The sequence below is a fragment of the Brevibacillus sp. FSL K6-0770 genome (assembly GCF_038000275.1).
Taxonomy (GTDB): Bacteria; Bacillota; Bacilli; order Brevibacillales; family Brevibacillaceae; genus Brevibacillus; species Brevibacillus parabrevis.
Genome location: NZ_JBBOBQ010000001.1, coordinates 5,785,823 through 5,803,668 on the forward strand (window position 1 = coordinate 5,785,823; position 17,846 = coordinate 5,803,668).

A 17,846-nucleotide genomic window follows, 5' to 3' on the forward strand; every position below is an offset into this window, starting at 1 on the left:
AGAGGACTTGGGCCAGCTTCTCCTGGCTCAGTCCTCTTTTTCTTGCTTGCCTCCGTCCCCGTACATGCTGCTATCCCAAGAGCTGCCACAGGAGCGGTTCGCTTTTATACAAAACATCCAGATGCGATGCTTCCACGTAATATTTGTCACCTTCCAAGGCAAAAACGCTTTTTGCCATGACGCTGCCATCCCCGGCTTTGCTGTTGATCGAGCCTACTACTCTGCCATCGACCCATTTTGTCGGAGACAACGATGGGACGGTGCGCAAGTAATGGATCGTTTCGTGCCCGACCCCTGCTACAACCGTGACGCGAATGTTGCGGTCGTAAATAATCCCCATCGTACGGTTGAGCAGATCGACATACTCATTTCTGACCACCATGCTGCTGTACGGGACGAACGATTCGACCCCGTTTTTCTTCTCCAGCAAGTAATCCCCATAGTCAGCCGCAGGCACCAAATCAAGCAGACTCGGAAAATGTTTCTGGATCGCCTGCACCCGCTTGAACGGTCTTCCGTGCTCCAAATAAGCCAGATATACATTCATGTAAATCTCGACTACATTTCTTTTGGCATGGACCGAACGCGGGAGCTTTCCGCCAGCCCAATAGCAATAACTGATCGGAGAACCTGCGTTTGGCGTGGCAAAAACAAGCAGCTGATCCACATCGTTTTGATACGCATCCCCTTGTACATACGACCTGGCTACCAGCCCGCCCATGCTGTGGCAAACCAGATTGACATACGGCGAGCCAGTCTTTTGCTTCGCCCATTGAATAACAGGCACAAGAAATTGCTCGGCGGAGAGGCCAACAGGTTGACGCCAATCATAAAAGGCAACAAACAGCTGCTCGTTTAAACGGTATCCCATATTTTCCAGCATACGAACAAACGGTTCATATGCAGTTCGCGCAAGTCCAAAGCTCCAGTCTCCGGTTCCCGGAATAATCTGATCGTTCATCGACCCAAACAGCCCCGGAACAAACACAATCGGCACCTTTTGTGAAAGAAACAAACTCATGCAGTTATTCCTCTCCCTAAAAAATGGCTATGTCTTTGCCTATTCCTCATCAGCTTGGGTGGTTCCAACGACCTTATTTTTGTCGAAATGAACCGAATCGACTCAATTCTCCTCCCATTCCGCCGTAACAAAGCGATATAATAAGACGTCAAACGTTTAGTGAGAGTTTTGCCGCAAATATTACGTGTCGGAGGATTCACAAAATGAAGTTACGCAAGTGGTTCATGCTTTTGCTTATGTTCGTGTTGTGTATTCCAGCGATGGGGACATCTGTGCAAACAGCGCAGGCAGCTCCTGGCATCAGCATCTTATTGGACGGGCAGCAAATCAGAAGCGACGTCGCTCCGTACATCATCCCGAAAGTAAACGTCACGATGGTTCCTTTGCGGGTCATCAGCGAAAGTCTTGGCGCAGAAGTATACTGGGATCAAAACTCCCAGACAGCCACGATTTTAAAAGACAGCACGGTGCTGTCCATGACCATTAATCAGACTTACGCGCTCGTAAACGACAGCACGATCCCGCTGGATGCTTCGGTTCAAAACAGACAGGGCCGGGTTATGGTTCCTCTCCGTTTTGTCTCCGAACAGCTTGGCTTGCAAGTGAACTGGGCGCAGGAAACAAGAACGATTACGCTGTTGACGGGCAGCACGGCTGTCGTTACACCGCCGCCCGCAGATATTTCCGGCGGCAATAACGGTTCTGGTTCTGTTCCTGTACCGACAACCCCGCCTGTCCAGAACGGTTCTTTGCGCGGTGTGTGGGTATCTACTGTCTACAATCTGGACTGGCCGTCGACTGGCTCCTACGGCAACCAGAGCAAGCAGCAGCAGGAATACATACAACTTTTGGACGAGCTGCAAGCGATGGGCATGAATGCCGTATTCGTGCAGGTGCGCCCTTCCGCAGACGCCTTGTATCCGTCTTCACTGGTGCCTTGGTCCAAATACTTGACTGGCACCCAGGGGAAAAATCCGGGCTATGACCCGCTTGCTTTTATGGTCGAGGAAACGCACAGACGCGGCATGCAGTTCCACGCCTGGTTCAATCCGTTCCGCGCCAATGTAGATGCCAAAACCGACCAGCTGGCCGCTACGCATGTAGCGAAAAAGCATCCTGAATGGATTGTCAATTCCAGCAACAAGCTGTACATCAATCCGGGCATTCCGCAAGCCCGTCAGCAAATCATTGCCGAAATCATGGAGGTCGTGCAGCGTTACGACGTCGATGGTGTCCACCTGGACGACTACTTCTATCCGTCCAACGGCACTTTCAATGACGACGCGGCCTTCAAAGCCTATAACAGCAAAAAAATCGCGACCAAAGCCGACTGGCGCCGCGACAACATCAATCAGTTCGTCCAACAGCTGAACCAGTCGATCAAAAGTGCCAAGCCACGCGTTCAGTTCGGGATCAGCCCATTCGGCGTATGGCGAAACATCGCCGTCGATCAGACAGGCTCGGACACGAAAGCAGGGGTCACCGCCTACGACAACATGTATGCCGACGTGCGCACATGGATCAAGCAAGGATGGATGGATTATGTAACGCCGCAAGTTTACTGGAGCCTTTCCTTTGCACCAGCCCAGTACGACAAGCTCGTTACTTGGTGGGCAGACGAGGTGCGCGGAACCAACGTCAAGCTTTTCATCGGCCACTCTCCTTACAAGCTGGGAACAGCCGAGGCAGGCTGGCAAAGCTCGCAGGAAATTATCAACCAGTTGAACTTCAACGCATCCGTTCCGGAAGTGCAAGGCAGCATCTTCTTTAGCGCCAAAGATTTGCGCAAAAATCCGCTCGGTCTGCTGCAAGCTCTCAGCAGTTACTACAACCGTTAAAAACAGACAAACCCCCAAGCCGGGATTAGCGTTCTGCCGCTGTCCGGTTCGGGGGTTTTCTGTTGAATTGGCCTAGTTTTGCGTCAGTTTTTCTACAAAGAAATCGAGCTGCGCGTCCAGCGAAATCGGGTCGTTAAAATACGAGCCGACGCGGTCGAGCTGGAATACTTTATTGTTTTTTACAGCAGGAAGGTTTTTCCATACGCTGTTCTCATACACGCCATCCGGATTGGTATCATCTCCAGACCATCCGCTGGTGAAAATGATATCACCCGCAAAGTCGGGAAGTGTTTCCAGCGAAACATCTGCCCAGCCCGTACCAGTGTCGATGGCAACTTTTTGCGTAGCAGCCGGAGCCTTCAACTGAAATTCGCCGTAAATGATTTCGCCGCCCCTGCTGAAGTTGTGTCCGAAGGCGTAAATCCCTTTGGCGTAAGGCTGAAGGATGGCAACGGTTTTGTCTCCTACCGCCGCCTGTACTTTCGGTTTCAGATCAGCAATTTTCTTGTCCCAAGCCGCAATCCATTCATTGGCTTTGTCTTCTTTGCCTGTCATTTTGCCGAACTCTTGAAGCTGCTCGCGGAACGTTTTCTTGCCGTAAGGAACAGCAACGGTCGGAGCAATTTTGGAGAACTCTGCCGTATTGGCATCGCCTTCAAACACGATGATCAAATCTGGACTCATGCTCAGCACTTTCTCAACGGAAGTACCGTCGCCAACGCTTTCCACGCCGTCCAGTTTGCCTTTCATGTACGGGTTTTGCAAGACGTGATCGGTAACGGCAATCGGCTTGATTCCCAAAGCCAGGAAATCTCCGGCGTAAATATCGGCAAGCACAACTAATCGTTTCACGTCCTTCGGAATTTTCACCTCTCCATTCGGAGCCTGGTACGTGATAAATTCACTGTTACTTTCGGTCGCCGCCGGAGCAGCCTTTTGTTCCTGCGCTGGTTGAGCGGCGTTATTGGCTGGAGCTTGTCCGCAAGCCGACAAAATCCCTACGAGAACCAGCATGATCGCCAGCAAGCTTGATTTGTAAAACCCGGTTTTGCGCAAAGTGAATCTCCCCCATCTTCTGTAATAATGATAATCATTATCGTTATGATTTTATCACATCTTACTGATTTCGCCACTGTTCTGTCGAAGAAAATCACTGTAAATCCATTACAGCTCTAACGCTGTGCAAGCTTCATGGCGGCGCTTTTCTGCCCGCATCGCGCCTTTACATCCAGTAAAAACCTTTGGATTTTGGGTTCGGCAATCTGTTGGCGGAGGCTTCCTCTTTACAAAAAAATGCCGCGAACCGTCGTCCGCGACATCTTCGATCACTTATTTTGGGGCCATTCCGGTTTGGTCTGGTAATGAAAATTCGGCGATTCCAGCTTGTTGTCGTACGCGCTGTGAAAAATGTGCGTAGCCGCAGGAGAAATCGGCGGAATCAGCCATGTCCAGTCTCCTGTAATGGCCCGGCCATTTTTTTCTTCTCTTTCCTCAAAACGTTTGAATTGTTGACTGGCTGTATGGTGGTCGACAATCGACACGCCTTTTTCCTTATAAGAATGCAGGACGGCCACATTCAGTTCGACCAACGCCTTGTCCCTCCAAAGCGTCGCTTCCCGGCTCGTGTCCAGCCCCATGACCTCTGCGACTTTCGGCAGCATGTTGTAGCGATATTCGTCTGCCAGATTGCGCGCGCCGATTTCCGTTCCCATGTACCAGCCGTTGAATGGCGCCGCCAAGTAATTCATGCCGCCGATCTCCATTCGCATATCAGCCACGATCGGCACGCCGTACCATTGCAAGCCAAGGTCCGCAAAGCCTGCTATTTCTGGATGAGTAATCGGCACTTCAATGACCAGTTCAGGCGGAATCTCGAAAAACTGCGGCTTGCGATCCCCGATCTGTACGACGAGCGGCAAAATGTCGTAGTGAGTGCCAGCGCCTTGCCAGCCCAAGCTCATACAGAGCTTCGTCAATTCAATCGATATCGGATCGCCCAGTACGCCGTACTCGGTTTCATATCCGGCATAGCGAATGAGCTGATGGTTCCAGATGCGCATGGCTGGGCGCTCTGGTGTCTCCGCTGCAAAGACGGTGATCGTCGGCCGGATTTTTCCGCCGTTCGTCGCGAACTCGATGTGTCGCAGCAACGCCTGCGCCATCTCTTCCTCTGTCTGGACATGGCGCTCGTCCAACACAATCAGCGACTCCCAGAAAAAGCGGCCAATGCACCGATTGCTGTTGCGCCAGGCCATTTTCGCCCCGTGACGCAACTCCTCCTCTGTATGCTCATAGTAGCCTTGTGACTCCATCTGCTGCCGGACTTGCTGCAAACGTCGCTCTGTCTCGGCCTCTGTTTTATTCAATTCGCTGTAGCAGGTGCGGATAAAGTGTTGAGCTGCTTCAATCCGTTGATCTGGTTCCATAGTACCCTCTTTCCCGCTGAAAGGCGCTTCCTCGCTGTTCATGTACACCTTCATTATAAATTTACAAGGCTTGCATTACCAATCTCACAGGCATTTCGACACATAACTGTAAAACCTCCATCCACTCCGTTGACACAAACACAGCCAAAGCCACCATGCGTGACCTTGGCTGCTTGTATGCACGTGATTACTGGCTCGCTGCGGATGCCTTCAGCTCCCTCACTGCCGGAAAGAGCAAGGGGCACAAGCCGATGAGCACAATGGCAATACCGGACAGCGAGAACCATCTGTCCACCCCGATTGCCTCAGCTACCGGGCCTGCCACCAACAAACCAATCGGCGTCGCGATCAGCATCAGGCTGTTCACAAGAGACATCACTCGCCCCTGAACAGCCGGGTCGATCGTCGTTTGCAACAGCACCGCAAACGGGCCGCCAAACAATGGTCCCGATACCCCCATCAAGCCCGACAGCAGCACAAACCCGACAAATCCGGACGCAGGCAACAGCCCCGCGAAGAACAGTCCCGCTCCCAGCAACGCAATCCCGCCTGTCAACAAGTACACGCGATTTCGCTTGACACCCCAGCTGCCCAAAAGCAGCGAGCCGACGAGCATACCTGCCGCAAAAGAAAACTCCACCACTCCGGCATGCCACGCCCCTTTGCCAAAATGATTCAGTACCATAAGAGTAAACAATGCCCCGACCGGCACATACACAAACGTCGTGAACCCGATTGCCGCTGTGATCACCAGCAAGCCTTTTGACTTCATCAGTTCGCGCAGCCCTGCCTTGATCTCGCTGCGCATGCCGCTCGCGCCTTCCTCCGGCGCGCTGCGCTCAGGATTCGGAATATGCACCATCAGCAAAGCGGCACTTGCCAGCAGCGCCCCCAAAACATCGAGCAAGAGCACTGCTTCCATCGAGAAATAGGCCAGTAAAAAGGCACCGAGCATCGGACCCGCCATGTGTACGGCAGAGGTCAGCGTCTGCATCCAGCCTTGCACCTTCATCAGCTGATCTTCGGGCGCGATCAGCGGGATGGAAGCTTGCATGGACGGCATGTGAAACGCGCTTCCGATCGAACGCAAGCCAAGAATCACGTAAAAGGCCCAAACAGGCGGCTCCATCCCGGCGAAAAACAACATAGCCAGGACAAGACTGACAAAGGCAATGAACATGTCTGCGGCTATCATGATTTTTTTGCGATCCAGCCGATCCACAATCGTTCCGGCAAAAGGCCCGATCAAAGCCTGGGGCAAAAAGCCGGCCATCGAAGCGATGGTCAGCACCACCGCTGATCCTGTCGCCTCTGTCAGCCACCAGATGATACTGAATTGAACAACGGCACTGCCCAGAAGCGAGAAAGCCTGCCCGGCAAAAATCGTATAAAAAGTTCTCTTCCAACTGTCTTTTTTCGTATTCATATACATCCTCCTCATGTGGACATTCAAGTGCGGCATCCGTTTTTGGACGCAAAAAAGCACGGAGAACGTCCCGTCCGAGGGGGTGTCATCCGTGCGAAAGCTTGCTGCATCAAAGCACTTGAAAGAGCTGCCTAACAACGAATCAGGCAGGGAGCTTTGGAGGAATACGCAAGCTGACTATGCAGGCATGACAAATAACCCATCGAAAAACGGGCGAGTCGTCCGTGCCTGATTAGCGCATGCGTACATACCACATAACAGAACCTCCATCCAAACATGCTGAGTTACTGTCTATCCTAAGACGCGGCCTGCACCACTGTCAATCCATTTTCGAGTTATGGATTAGATTGGCTTGATCTGTTCGGTCCGGCCCGCAAGAAAAAGCAGGGGCTTCGCCAGACCGACCCTGACAAAGCCCCGTTTCGTTCGCTTTCCCTATAGCTATCCATAGCGCCATAGCGGCTGCGGCTTTATTTCCGTTTTCGCGTGAACAAAAAGCCGCCGACAAGCACGAGCAGAACGATTACGATCACCAGCGGAGCAAGCGATGACCCCGACTCGTCACTGCTGGCTGCCGCTTCATGACCAGCGTGTTCATGCGCATGGTCTGCACTCGCCGCTTTTTCCGGTTGTGCGGAAGCATTGGCGCTTTGTTCAAACTGAATCAGCTGGAGCTGCGGCTGCGATTTGCCTGCGACATTCATCAGCCACGCTTCCTGAATCGCCCTTCCTTCCCACTCTGCCGGGTCAACGGCCGCTTGCAGCACGCGCGGATGCGCCGACACGTCATACGAGGCGCCAGATACAGTAAGCGAATACACTTTTGCAGCCTTGCCCTCTGCATCTTTTTCCTCGCGAACGCTCACTTTGTCCACTTTGCCTGTTGGCCCCGCGAGAAAGCCGCCCCGGTCGTACAAGCTTTTCCCTTCGGCCTCATCTTTTCTGTGCTCGAACACAAACAACGCAAATTGCTCGCGAGTCAGCTCACGTCCGGCATCCTGCACAGCCAACTTGCCTGCAAAGTAAGCCTGATTGACGTCCGCATACGTGGCATTGCCGTCCAAAGAGGGCACGAGTCCTTTTGCCAAAGCTGCCGCTGTCACTTCTGTACGGGCCGCTCCGCTCTCTTGCAGCTTCCCGAACGTTCCCGCCCAATACGCCAGCTCTTCACGCGTCAGCTTCTCCTGCGGGGAAAACAGCGTCGAGCCGTGATGATCGTAAGGAATCACTCCCAGGCCGCTCAAATACACGATCTGCGACGTCGCCTTGGAATATTGCAGGTCGTCGTACAAGTTTTGCTCGTTGACGATGTGCGCCGATACCAGGCTCGGCAACAGCCATACCAGCATCGCCAACAAACACAAGCTCCTTCTCATGTCTTTCTCTCCCATCCAGATGATCTGCTAGTTTTGGCTATCTCCGGTTCGTACGATCAGCCCTCCGCTTGTTTGCTGGAGATAAAAGGGCGCCTGTACACGAGGCAATTGCAAAAGCTGTGCATAAGGAATGCGGAAGCCCTGCAATTCCTCAATCAATGTTTCCGGCATCAAAAAGCCGTTGAAAAATCCCGCCTCGAAAACCAGGGCAGCCGCATCCGAAGCATCTTTCAACACTTGTCCAATCAAAATCACGTGCAAGTCAGGCTTTTGAAACACCACGTACACGTGATCCGAACGGAAAAAGTAGCGCAGCTCGCTGCGTTCGTTGATCCAGCTTTCGTCCAGACGATACGGCTGGGAAGCGGTGCCCGTCTGAGTGGAAGCCCAGGTGGCTGCCTGCTGCTCCGTCAAAGCGCGGTCTTTTGCCAAAATGGCGAGCAAAGCCGGCTCCACCTCCGCCATCCAGTCGATATCCAAATAATTGGCGAGCTGCTCGATCGGCAGTTCCGGGTTGTCGGCGAGAAATGCGCCTCTGGCTTGAAGATTTTGCTCAATCATGCCAAGCAGCTTCTCGTGTCCTTCCAGCGTTTCTTTCGTGGCGACCAGTTGCTTGTAAGCCAGATACAGCTTGTCCAGCTCCTCCATGTATGCGTCCAGATTCCGCTCGATCAGCCATTGACTGCCGAGAATATCGACAGGCTCCTGTTGCTGCTGCAACAAGCTGACCCACGTATCCAATCCCATCTCACTGTAAAATTGCAGCTTGTCGACTGCTACCTTTTGATCCGCAACATAGCTTTTCTCAAGCTTGGCAATCTGCGGCGCAAGCCTGGCGATCTCTTTTTTGGTCTGAGCCACTTCTGCTTTCAGCCGTTCGGTGGTGCTCTCGTCGTTGACGGTCACGAGAAAATTCGCAAATGCGCCTGTCAAATGCGCATACGCCCCTGTCGCCCCTAAAAACAGCCCTGCCGCCACGAGCATCATCAGCTTTTTACGCATGATTGATCAGCTTCCTTGTCGAAGCATAGCTGGCTGACAGCCCTAGCAAAGAGCCTGCGAGCGCCATGCCTCCCATCATCTCGTACACCAGCTGCTGCGAGAAGTGAAACACCAGCGGGAACTGTTTTTGCAAAGGCAACAGCATGCCCGAAAAGAGCCAATAAATCGCTACGGCCGCAAGCAAGCTGCCAACGAAGCCAATCAGCCAGCCTTCAAACAAAAATTGCCCCCTGACATGCCACGGGTTCGCACCAAGCAACAGCCGGGCGCGAATTTCCTGCTGTCTTTGATACAAGGCCAGATTCATCGCGATAAACACCATCCCGAAAGCGAGCGCGCCCAGACCAAGCAGCAAGCCCAAGCCGTACTGGTTCAGTTGGGCCGACCAGCGCAAGATCGTTTCGGCAAATTCCTGCGGATAGACGACTTTTGTGATGCCGTTCATCGTCTGCAATTGTTCCGCCACGAGCTTGATCTGCGTCTTGTCGCGCAGCTCCAGGCGGATTGCGTCCGGAATTTGACTCTCCTGAAAAGAGACAAGCAGGTGCTCCCGCCCGGCAAAAAATCCGGCCAATCGCTCCAGCATTTGCGCCTTTGTCTCGATTTCGACGGATTGAACGAAGCTTTTTTCCTGCAAAATGGCCGCGATAGCCTTCGTATCCGCAGCAGGGTCTACATACAGCTTCATGGCTACCTGTGACTCCAGATAGCCCATCAAATCCCCGACACCGAACCTTCCGAGCAACAGGATGCCCGCGATGAGCACTGCGACAAAAATCAAGACTGCCGCAGCCGCCGCAGCCCCTATGTTTCGCTGAATGCCTTCGCGCGCATCCCTGAGCATGTACATGCACGATTGTCTGTTCATACGACGCGTACCCGCCCCTGCTCCATCATCCACGTCTTTGCCGGAAATTGTTCAATCAGCCGCTCCGAATGGGTGACAATCAACATCGCCATGTTTTCCTCCACATGCAGTTCTTTCAGCAATTGCATCACTTCAAACGCTGTCTCGCTATCCAGATTCCCGGTAGGCTCATCTGCCAAAAGAATGCGCGGGCGATTCAGCAGGGCACGCACGATCGCAACGCGCTGCTGCTCGCCCCCCGACAACTGGTCAGGAAAGACATCCTTCCGATCCAGCAGTCCGACTCTTGCAAGCAGCCGCTGCGCTTCCGGTTCGATTTCGCCCCACCGTTTTCCGACGACCTCGCCAGCGAGCGCCACGGTTTGCTCCCGGTACAAAAGCTTGAGCAGCGTGCTTTTTCCCGAACCCGACCGCCCCTGCAAAAAGGCGAACTCCCCTGCTTCCAGATGCAGGTCGAGGTCTTGCAGAATGACTCTCTCCCCGTAGCTCTTGCAAAGCTTTTGCAGCCGGATCATCAGACGTTCCCCTCTGCCAGCCACGGCAGGAAACCGTCGAGAAAGCGTTCTGTCGCAGGCATGAAGTACGAGCCAAAATGAAAGTCCGGATCAAGCGTAGTGACGATCCACGTACCCGCTGTGCTCACCTTGTCGACATACAGGACGGCTCCCCCGTCTTCGGTCGAAATCAGCACCTCGGCACCCTCCGGCGGCCAGTACACCCCATGCTGATGCCAGGTCGCATCTGCCAGCGTAATGTAGGAAAACAGATCGTAGTCCGGCTTTTGCAGCACCAGCCCGCTCTTCGCGTTTTTGTCCAGCCACCACCAGAAGTTCGTCGGGCGAAGCTCCCAGTTTTGCCCCGGAATCCATTCGCGCGGCTGCGGACCGAAAGCGACGACAATCCCGCCTCTGTCCGCGAACTGTTTGATTTTCTCGCGCGATTTCATCACCAGTCCCATGTGCAGCTGCGAGGGAACCACCAGCGCATCGAACTCATCCAGCGACGTGTTCTCAAGATCAGGCAAGTAGATGAGCCTGTCGTAATACTTGCGGTACTTCGGCTCGTTCAAACTGCGAAAATGCTGCGAGCTGCCGCCGTACAAAGCTGCGATCTTTCTCATGCGTACGCTCCCCTTTCCTGAGGCTCCTGAAGCTGCCGATATTCGTTCCGCGCCCACTCGGTGAGTTGCAGCGCAATTCGTCCGGTCGATTTTCCCGGGTGATTGTAGCCGAACAAGTCATTTCCCGAATGGACGAGAATCGTGCCCTTCGTACTGTTCCGGTCGATATACGTAATCGGTTCTCCCCCCGGCAAGGTCAACAACACCTCAGCCCCGTCCGGCAGCGGGTGATGGCCTCTGGCGAAAAAGCCTGCAACACCTTTGTTGTACGTCATGTCGTACGTCTGCACTCCGGCAAAAATCGGATGCTCCTTGGCGATCGTCACATCATAGTCGGAATGATTGCGAATTTCTTTTGGCACAAAAGCAGACGCGCCCGGCAGCCACGGCAAAAACAGATTGCCGCTGAACACCAGCACTTTCCCTCCGTCGAGAAAATCACGAATCTGCTCTTTTTGCTTGTACAAAAGCTCCTGGTCGATCAGCCCGGTAATCACCAGGCACTTGTATGGCGACAAATCGTGCCCCGGCAAATCGTACACATCGATGAAGGAAAAAAAATCTTGATAATTCGGGTCTTTCAGACGCGGCTCCCCAAAGCAGCAGCCCGAATCGAGCATCAAAAAATCGGTTCGTTGATCCATGTATGCCTCCTCGTTCCTTTTTTCCATCAAGCAATCGAGTAATCCCCGCTCAAAACTGGTCAAGCTCCCGCAACGCCTCGATCAGCCGCAACGTAAAAGGATGCTGCGGGTTTTCCGTCACTTCTTCTGGCGTGCCCGTCTCCACGATCTGCCCCTGATTGAGCACGAGCAGCCGATCACAAAAACCTCGCGTCAACGCCAGATCATGCGTAATGAACAAATAAGCGATTTCATGCCGCTGGCTCAGTTCTCGCATAAGCCCCAGCAAATCGAGACGCAAGGAAGTGTCCAGCATGGAAGTCGGCTCGTCAGCCACGATGAGCTGCGGCCGGGTGATGAACGCGCGAGCCAAGCCCACCCGCTGGCGCTCCCCGCCTGACAGTTCATGAGCGTAACGGTGCATGTAACGCTCCGGTGACAGCGCAACTTCCCGCAAAGCTTCCCGGACCAGCTCCGTCCTTTTGGCCGGATCGTTCTTGTGCAGCCTGGCGATCACCAGCGGCTCTGCGACCAGCTGTTCAATCGTCATCCGCGAAGAAAGCGACTCGTACGGGTCCTGGAAAACCATCTGAATCGACCTCGTGGCTGCTCTGCGCTCTTTGGCTTTCATCGCCAGCAAGTCTTGGCCCTGGTAGATCAGCTTCCCCTTGTCCGCCTGCTCGATCCCGGCGATGATTCTCCCAATCGTGCTTTTTCCCGCTCCGCTCGCACCGACCAGGCCGACCGTTTCCGTTTGCCGGATGGAAAAGCTGGCGCCGTCAATAACCGGAGCAGCCTGCCTCGATGCGCCCTTGCTCTCGTAAGTTTTGTACAGCCCGGATACTTGCAACAACACCTTTTGCTGCATCGTATCCCGCTCTTGTTTGTGCACTCCCATCCTTCTTGCCTCCGTGAAATTATCGTTGTCCCTGTCCCTGCAAGGAACGCTGCTCAAGGGCTGGCGTCAGCCTTGGAATCGAATCGATCAAACGGCGCGTATACGGATGTGTCGACGTCTTCGCCAAAGCGAGCGTGTTCCCCTGATCGACGATTTTGCCCTGATTCATGATGAGGGTGCGGTCAGCCAGGCTGAGTACGACAGGGAGATCGTGCGAAATAAACACCATCGACAGCCCGAGCGTGCGCTGCAAGTTTTTCAACAGCTTGATAATCTCCACCTGAACCATGACGTCCAAACCAGTCGTCGGCTCGTCAGCTATGATCAAATCGGGCTTGTTCACAAGCGCCATGGCAATCACGACACGCTGACGCATGCCTCCGCTCAGCTCATGCGGAAAAGCAGCGGACCACCGGGAAGCAAGTCCGACTTGCGCAAGCACTTCGGCAATTCGTTCCGCGATCTCGTCTTTGGACATGGACTGATGGGAACGGAGCGCTTCTGCCAACTGCTCACGCACGTTCATCACAGGGTTGAGCGCGTTCATCGCCGCCTGCGGAATCCAGGCAATCCGATTTCCCCGCAGCCGTCTCACCTCTTCGGACGAGAGCTGCGTCAAGTCGCGGCCAGCAAAATAGATCGCTCCCTGCGAGACGAGCGCTGGCGGCTTCAACAACTGCATGACAGCCGACGCAATCGTGCTTTTGCCGCTGCCCGATTCGCCAACCAGCCCCAACACTTCCCCTTTGCGCAAAGCAAAGCTGACAGCATCCACTGCGCGAACCGTACCGCCGTCTTTCGGATACTGTACGGTCAAATTTTGCACGTCCAGCAAAGCGTCTGCCGCCGCAGACTTCACAGCGGACAGCTTCTCTTGCGCCAGTCGCCGATCTCTCTTCGCAGCAGGCGCCTGATAAGCGCGAAGGCGCGGATTTACTCGTTCCTCCAGGTAATAGCCGATCAAGGAAAAGGCGAGCACGGTCATCACGATGCACAAGCCAGGCGGAATCACCCACCACATCCACGCCTCAGTCAAAAAGGCGCTGCGCGAGTTGGCGTAAAACAAAATGCTTCCCCAGCTTTTGGACAGCGGATCTCCCATCCCCAAAAAACTGAGCGAAGATTCCATCAAGATCGAGACATTGACAGCCTGCACGAACTGCGGGATGACCAGCGGCAGGATGCTGGGAAAAATGTGCTTCCGCAAAATATAGAAGTGACCCGCGCCCATCGATCGCGCAGCCAAGACCGCTCCTCGCGTGCGAAACGACAGCGTCTGGGCGCGAATTTTCCGCGCTTTTCCTGCCCACATGACGAGCGTGATGACGAGCACCTGCGTCAACAGACTCGGCCCGATGTACACCCCGATCACGATCATGAGCGGCAAAAACGGCAAAGTCAGGCAAATGTCTACAATCCGCATGAAGAAGGCGTCCAAAAAGCCCCCTGAATATCCCGAAACCAGGCCGACAACCGTGCCGATCAAGGTAGCGAGCAAAGCTGCGACAATCCCTACCGTAAGCGAGGTGCGCGCGCCCACTACCAGCTCGGCCAAAATGTCCTGCCCCATGTCATTCGTTCCAAGCCAATGTTCTTTTCCAGGCGGTTGGAACGGGGCACCAGACTGCTCGCTGGCGTCGTACGGCACCAGGTAAGGTCCCACGAAGGCAAGCAGCAGAACGATCGCCAGCAAAAACGCGCCGAGCCAACCAATCATTTTGGAACCAATACGACTCATGGAGACTCCTCCACCTGTTTTCTTTGACGGGCACGCGGGTCAAACAGCGGATATGTCAAATCCGCCAGCAAATTCGCCGCGATGACCCCTAGCGTGATGATTAAAAAGACGCCTTGCATCATCGGGTAGTCCCGCGCAATCACGCTCTCGTAGAGCAGCCTGCCAACCCCCGGATAGGAAAAGACCGTCTCGACGACGACAGCGCCACTCACCAAGATCCCCAGGCTCATCGTGATGTGCGTGTACACGGGCAACAGAGCGTTGCGCAGCGCATGATTGAAAATCAGGCTGCGCTTGACCGCCCCTTTGGCTTCCGCCATCAGCACGTAATCTTGCCCCAGCGTATCGAGCATCGACGAACGGGTGAGCAAAAAATTACCCCCGATAGTCGCAAGCGTAATCGTGATAACGGGAAGCGTCATATGTTTGAGCACGGCGAGCACATACTCCATGCCGCCCCCGGTAAAAGCGATTGGCACGGCTCCAAAGGAAGGGAACCAGCCCAGGCTGACCGAGAAAACCGCAATGAGCAGCATGCCGATCCAAAAGCCGGGAATCGATTCGATCGTGAGCATCCCCGTCAGAAAAAGCAGGTCGCGGCGCTTCCCCCGGTTCCACGCAGCATAGGCACCGATGGCGATGCCTATGACTGCGCTCACGATGAGAGAAGGAGCTACCAGCAGAAACGTCCACGGCAGTCTGTCTGCCAATACTTCCGTTACCGGCTTTCCGTATTTGATGGAGCTGCCGAGATCGAACCGGAACACACCTGTCATGAAATCAGCGTATTGCTGCCAAAGCGAGCGATCCAAACCAAGTTCATGCTCGACTTGCTGGCGTTGCTGTGGAGTCAACTCGTTGATGGTCGACTCGCCAAAGAAAAATTCCAGCGGGTCGCCCGGCGCCAGCCGCGGCAGAGCAAAATTGATCGTCAGCGCGACGGCCAGCACCAGCACATATTGAATGCATTTTTTGCCGAATGCAGAGGAGAACCAGCTCCCACTCATTACAGCTCCCCCCGTCTTACTCTTTAGCTACTGCCTTTTTCACGCCATCTGGCAGCAAGGAAAATTTGTTGATGACGCCAAACCCTGGCGACTCTACCCATTGGTCAAATTTTTGCGCATTGTACGCGAATTTCTCTTCCGGGTAGTACAAGACGATGCTGGTCGGCTGCTTGTTGAACAGCTCCTGCATTTTGAACGCGATCTCTTTGCGCTTGTCTACGCTCGTTTCCGCCATCCATTGCTTGGTCAGCTCGTCCATGGCCGGATACGGGATTTTTTTGTTCCACAAGTAAGACGAACGGTGGGACATCACAAATTGATCCGGGTCGGCAACGCCGTGAGCGCCGATCGTACCGATGACGAGGTCAAAATCACGCGTCTGGGAAACGGTCGCCATCGTTCCGGAATCGAGCACTTCTACGTTGATTTTGATGCCGACTTTGGCGTACTGCTCCTTCAGCATTTCGGCAGCGCGAATCCACGCCGGCTCTGTAGATGGTACTTTCAGCGAAAACGCGAGTGCTTTGCCGTCCGCACTCTCGCGGACACCGTCATTGTTTTGGTCGGTGAGCTTCAATTCATCCATCACTGCTTTTGCTTTTTCCACATCGTACGGCGTGCTCAGGTTTGGATTGGTCCACGGCGAATCCGGGTGAGGATAGCCTTTCAAGCCAGGTCGTCCTTTTCCGAGCAGCACGGTATCTGTAATCGCTTGGCGATCCACGGCGAGCGACATCGCATTGCGAAACGCTTCCTGATTGAATGGCGCTTTTTCGTAATTCAGCTTCAACTCGATCAGCGACAACGGAGCGGTCTGAACGACTTTCATGTTGGCCTGATTTTGGAAAGAAGCCTCCAGCTCAGCGGGAACCGGACGTGCAGAAATATCGATTTCACCCGCACGCAGCGCATTGAAGATCGCTGTCGGGTCTTTGATCACAGGCATCACCAGGTTGTCGACAATCGGGCTGCCCATGAAATAGTCTTTGTTTGCTTCGAACTTGTAGTATTGATCTGCCTTGTATTCGACCAGCTTGTAAGGGCCGGTTCCGATTGGCAGGTCGGTATATTTGCGCGGATTTTGCACATTTTCCCAGATGTGTTTCGGCAAAATCGGCAGGTCGGCAAAGGTGATTCGTTCCAAAGTCGGGCACGCATAAGCGCATGTGAAGCGTACAGTCGAAGGGTCGTCCAGCTCGATTTTGGAGATGTGCGGCACTTCGCTTACGTGGTGAGTGTGGCGGTTGGCTGGGCCGTCGCGATAGTATTCATAGGTGAATTTGACGTCTTCAGCTGTAAACGGCTTGCCATCGTGCCACTTGATGCCGGAGCGGATTTTGACTACCCATGTCACGTCATCGAGTTGCTGCGCGGATTCCGCCAGCCAAGGCTGCGGCTTTTCTACATAGGGGGAAGGCGAGAACAATTTATCGAAGACAAGCTCTGTCAAATAATCGATGTTTCCGGTGTAGATGTTCAGCGGGCCTGCGTCCGACGGCAAGCCGATTTTCAACTCGGGCACCGTTTGGTTGGCTGCGCCCGCAGCTTCGCCGTTTTTGGGTGCGTCAGCTTGACCAGGTGCCGCATTTTGATTCGACTGGCAGCCCAGCACGAAGACAGACAGGACTAACAAATAACTGAGAAAAAGTCCGAAAGACTTGCGTGTATACACGTGTACAACCTCCTGCTTTCCAATTTGTCAGTTGCTTTCTTAGGCGATTCGCTTGATCGTCAAAAGCTCATGCTGCGGCAATGCCAACGCTCGCTCCGACAGCGCAAGCTTCAGCTTCTCGAAGTCGTGCACATCCTGCTCGGTCATGGTTTGCTCCCGACCTTTTTTCAAGTAATCGTAAAATTCAGCGGGCAAAAAGCTGTCCAGCAGCGCGACTTCAACTGCCCGTCCATCTGCGGCCGTAATGACATATGCATACGACTGCGGCCGATGAGGATCGAATTGAGCGACAGGGTAGTCCACATCGACTTGATAGGCTCCCCGCGTCACTGCACGAGTCACGTATTCAAAGACGTCGCGAAATCCTGGCCCGGCGTGACCGGAAAGAATCGACAATTCTTTTCTCTCTGGCGCCTCTTCGCCAAACAGCTCGGCAAAAGCCGCCTGAAGCGTCCGAAACCCAACCGCTACGGCCATCAAGGCGAGACTTCCATGGTATTTGGTCACATCGTGAAAGCTAAGTTCCAATACTTGGTTGCGATCTCGAACACGGATCACAGACATGAAAAAACCCCTCCATCGTTGACTTGTATGTGTGTGTATCTGAAAACTAGGTACATCTTAATCCGATTGATAATGAATATCAATCCCACTTGAACGCCTGCTTTTTCGAAAACCCGCTCTCCTCAACAGCGCCCATTCTCACATAATATTTTTGAATCTACCTATTCATTTTCTTGATAGCATAAATGTTTCCAGTCCTTTATTCGCAAGCAGCCAGCATGAAAAAAAGGCCCGCCCCCACACTGACCCGTGCAGGGAACTGGCCCG

General features: G+C 53.9%; 16 protein-coding genes. 1 reads left to right on the forward strand and 15 read right to left on the reverse strand.

Going from position 1 to position 17,846, the window contains the following annotated elements; all coding sequences use genetic code 11:
* Positions 1-70: 70 nt before the first annotated feature.
* On the reverse strand, positions 71-1,021 hold the full coding sequence (locus tag NST23_RS27405; RefSeq protein ID WP_122962394.1) for an esterase/lipase family protein: 951 nt from the start codon (positions 1,019-1,021) through the stop codon (positions 71-73).
* A gap of 203 nt (positions 1,022-1,224) precedes the next feature.
* Here NST23_RS27405 and NST23_RS27410 point away from each other — a divergent pair, with 203 nt between their 5' ends.
* Positions 1,225-2,859 (forward strand): family 10 glycosylhydrolase, encoded by a 1,635-nt coding sequence (locus NST23_RS27410; protein ID WP_122962393.1) that lies wholly within the window; start codon positions 1,225-1,227, stop codon positions 2,857-2,859.
* Positions 2,860-2,931: 72 nt separating this feature from the next.
* Here the strand turns inward: NST23_RS27410 and NST23_RS27415 are convergent, their stop codons facing one another.
* From NST23_RS27415 to NST23_RS27480, 14 genes are all read right to left on the reverse strand, one after another.
* Positions 2,932-3,915 (reverse strand): iron-hydroxamate ABC transporter substrate-binding protein, encoded by a 984-nt coding sequence (locus NST23_RS27415; RefSeq protein ID WP_340965033.1) that lies wholly within the window; start codon positions 3,913-3,915, stop codon positions 2,932-2,934.
* Between the two features lie 269 nt (positions 3,916-4,184).
* On the reverse strand, positions 4,185-5,285 hold the full coding sequence (locus tag NST23_RS27420; protein ID WP_122962406.1) for a nitric oxide synthase oxygenase: 1,101 nt from the start codon (positions 5,283-5,285) through the stop codon (positions 4,185-4,187).
* Between the two features lie 187 nt (positions 5,286-5,472).
* Entirely contained in the window at positions 5,473-6,711 is a 1,239-nt protein-coding gene (locus NST23_RS27425) for an MFS transporter (protein WP_217022053.1), read from the reverse strand.
* 470 nt (positions 6,712-7,181) lie between these two features.
* Positions 7,182-8,087 carry a hypothetical protein gene (locus tag NST23_RS27430; protein ID WP_254223257.1) on the reverse strand — a complete coding sequence of 302 codons (906 nt, stop codon included), beginning with the start codon at positions 8,085-8,087 and terminating at the stop codon, positions 7,182-7,184.
* A 27-nt stretch (positions 8,088-8,114) separates the two neighbouring features.
* A complete protein-coding gene (locus NST23_RS27435) occupies positions 8,115-9,089 on the reverse strand; it encodes a hypothetical protein (protein WP_340965036.1) in 975 nt (324 codons plus the stop codon).
* A complete protein-coding gene (locus NST23_RS27440) occupies positions 9,082-9,957 on the reverse strand; it encodes a cell division protein FtsX (RefSeq protein WP_340965039.1) in 876 nt (291 codons plus the stop codon). The genes NST23_RS27435 and NST23_RS27440 overlap by 8 nt, the downstream gene beginning before the upstream one ends.
* A complete protein-coding gene (locus NST23_RS27445) occupies positions 9,954-10,472 on the reverse strand; it encodes a cell division ATP-binding protein FtsE (protein WP_340965042.1) in 519 nt (172 codons plus the stop codon). The genes NST23_RS27440 and NST23_RS27445 overlap by 4 nt, the downstream gene beginning before the upstream one ends.
* Positions 10,472-11,077 (reverse strand): hypothetical protein, encoded by a 606-nt coding sequence (locus NST23_RS27450; RefSeq protein ID WP_274874570.1) that lies wholly within the window; start codon positions 11,075-11,077, stop codon positions 10,472-10,474. Before NST23_RS27450 ends, NST23_RS27445 begins: the two co-directional genes overlap by 1 nt.
* Positions 11,074-11,721, reverse strand: a complete 648-nt coding sequence (locus tag NST23_RS27455) for a phosphate starvation-inducible protein PhoH (RefSeq protein ID WP_173597275.1) — start codon at positions 11,719-11,721, stop codon at positions 11,074-11,076. The genes NST23_RS27450 and NST23_RS27455 overlap by 4 nt, the downstream gene beginning before the upstream one ends.
* Before the next feature lie 49 nt (positions 11,722-11,770).
* Entirely contained in the window at positions 11,771-12,598 is an 828-nt protein-coding gene (locus tag NST23_RS27460; protein WP_173597274.1) for an ABC transporter ATP-binding protein, read from the reverse strand.
* A gap of 19 nt (positions 12,599-12,617) precedes the next feature.
* Entirely contained in the window at positions 12,618-14,336 is a 1,719-nt protein-coding gene (locus NST23_RS27465) for a dipeptide/oligopeptide/nickel ABC transporter permease/ATP-binding protein (RefSeq protein WP_173597273.1), read from the reverse strand.
* Positions 14,333-15,343, reverse strand: a complete 1,011-nt coding sequence (locus tag NST23_RS27470) for an ABC transporter permease (RefSeq protein ID WP_173597272.1) — start codon at positions 15,341-15,343, stop codon at positions 14,333-14,335. The genes NST23_RS27465 and NST23_RS27470 overlap by 4 nt, the downstream gene beginning before the upstream one ends.
* Positions 15,344-15,359: 16 nt before the next feature.
* Positions 15,360-17,015: an ABC transporter substrate-binding protein gene (locus tag NST23_RS27475; protein WP_173597271.1), complete on the reverse strand. Its 1,656-nt coding sequence runs from the start codon at positions 17,013-17,015 to the stop codon at positions 15,360-15,362.
* A gap of 39 nt (positions 17,016-17,054) precedes the next feature.
* Positions 17,055-17,579, reverse strand: coding sequence for a hypothetical protein (locus NST23_RS27480; protein ID WP_122962380.1), 525 nt, complete (start codon positions 17,577-17,579; stop codon positions 17,055-17,057).
* Positions 17,580-17,846: the final 267 nt, after the last annotated feature.

What these genes read in the sequence shown, in the direction of transcription:
- NST23_RS27465 (WP_173597273.1), bottom strand. Translation starts at nt 14,336, where the DNA reads ATGAGTCGTATTGGTTCCAAAATGATTGGTTGGCTCGGCGCGTTTTTG.
- NST23_RS27450 (WP_274874570.1), bottom strand. Translation starts at nt 11,077, where the DNA reads ATGAGAAAGATCGCAGCTTTGTACGGCGGCAGCTCGCAGCATTTTCGC.
- NST23_RS27455 (WP_173597275.1), bottom strand. Translation starts at nt 11,721, where the DNA reads ATGGATCAACGAACCGATTTTTTGATGCTCGATTCGGGCTGCTGCTTT.
- NST23_RS27445 (WP_340965042.1), bottom strand. Translation starts at nt 10,472, where the DNA reads ATGATCCGGCTGCAAAAGCTTTGCAAGAGCTACGGGGAGAGAGTCATT.
- NST23_RS27410 (WP_122962393.1), top strand. Translation starts at nt 1,225, where the DNA reads ATGAAGTTACGCAAGTGGTTCATGCTTTTGCTTATGTTCGTGTTGTGT.
- NST23_RS27425 (WP_217022053.1), bottom strand. Translation starts at nt 6,711, where the DNA reads ATGAATACGAAAAAAGACAGTTGGAAGAGAACTTTTTATACGATTTTT.
- NST23_RS27405 (WP_122962394.1), bottom strand. Translation starts at nt 1,021, where the DNA reads ATGAGTTTGTTTCTTTCACAAAAGGTGCCGATTGTGTTTGTTCCGGGG.
- NST23_RS27430 (WP_254223257.1), bottom strand. Translation starts at nt 8,087, where the DNA reads ATGAGAAGGAGCTTGTGTTTGTTGGCGATGCTGGTATGGCTGTTGCCG.
- NST23_RS27440 (WP_340965039.1), bottom strand. Translation starts at nt 9,957, where the DNA reads ATGAACAGACAATCGTGCATGTACATGCTCAGGGATGCGCGCGAAGGC.
- NST23_RS27435 (WP_340965036.1), bottom strand. Translation starts at nt 9,089, where the DNA reads ATGCGTAAAAAGCTGATGATGCTCGTGGCGGCAGGGCTGTTTTTAGGG.
- NST23_RS27460 (WP_173597274.1), bottom strand. Translation starts at nt 12,598, where the DNA reads ATGGGAGTGCACAAACAAGAGCGGGATACGATGCAGCAAAAGGTGTTG.
- NST23_RS27470 (WP_173597272.1), bottom strand. Translation starts at nt 15,343, where the DNA reads ATGAGTGGGAGCTGGTTCTCCTCTGCATTCGGCAAAAAATGCATTCAA.
- NST23_RS27420 (WP_122962406.1), bottom strand. Translation starts at nt 5,285, where the DNA reads ATGGAACCAGATCAACGGATTGAAGCAGCTCAACACTTTATCCGCACC.
- NST23_RS27480 (WP_122962380.1), bottom strand. Translation starts at nt 17,579, where the DNA reads ATGTCTGTGATCCGTGTTCGAGATCGCAACCAAGTATTGGAACTTAGC.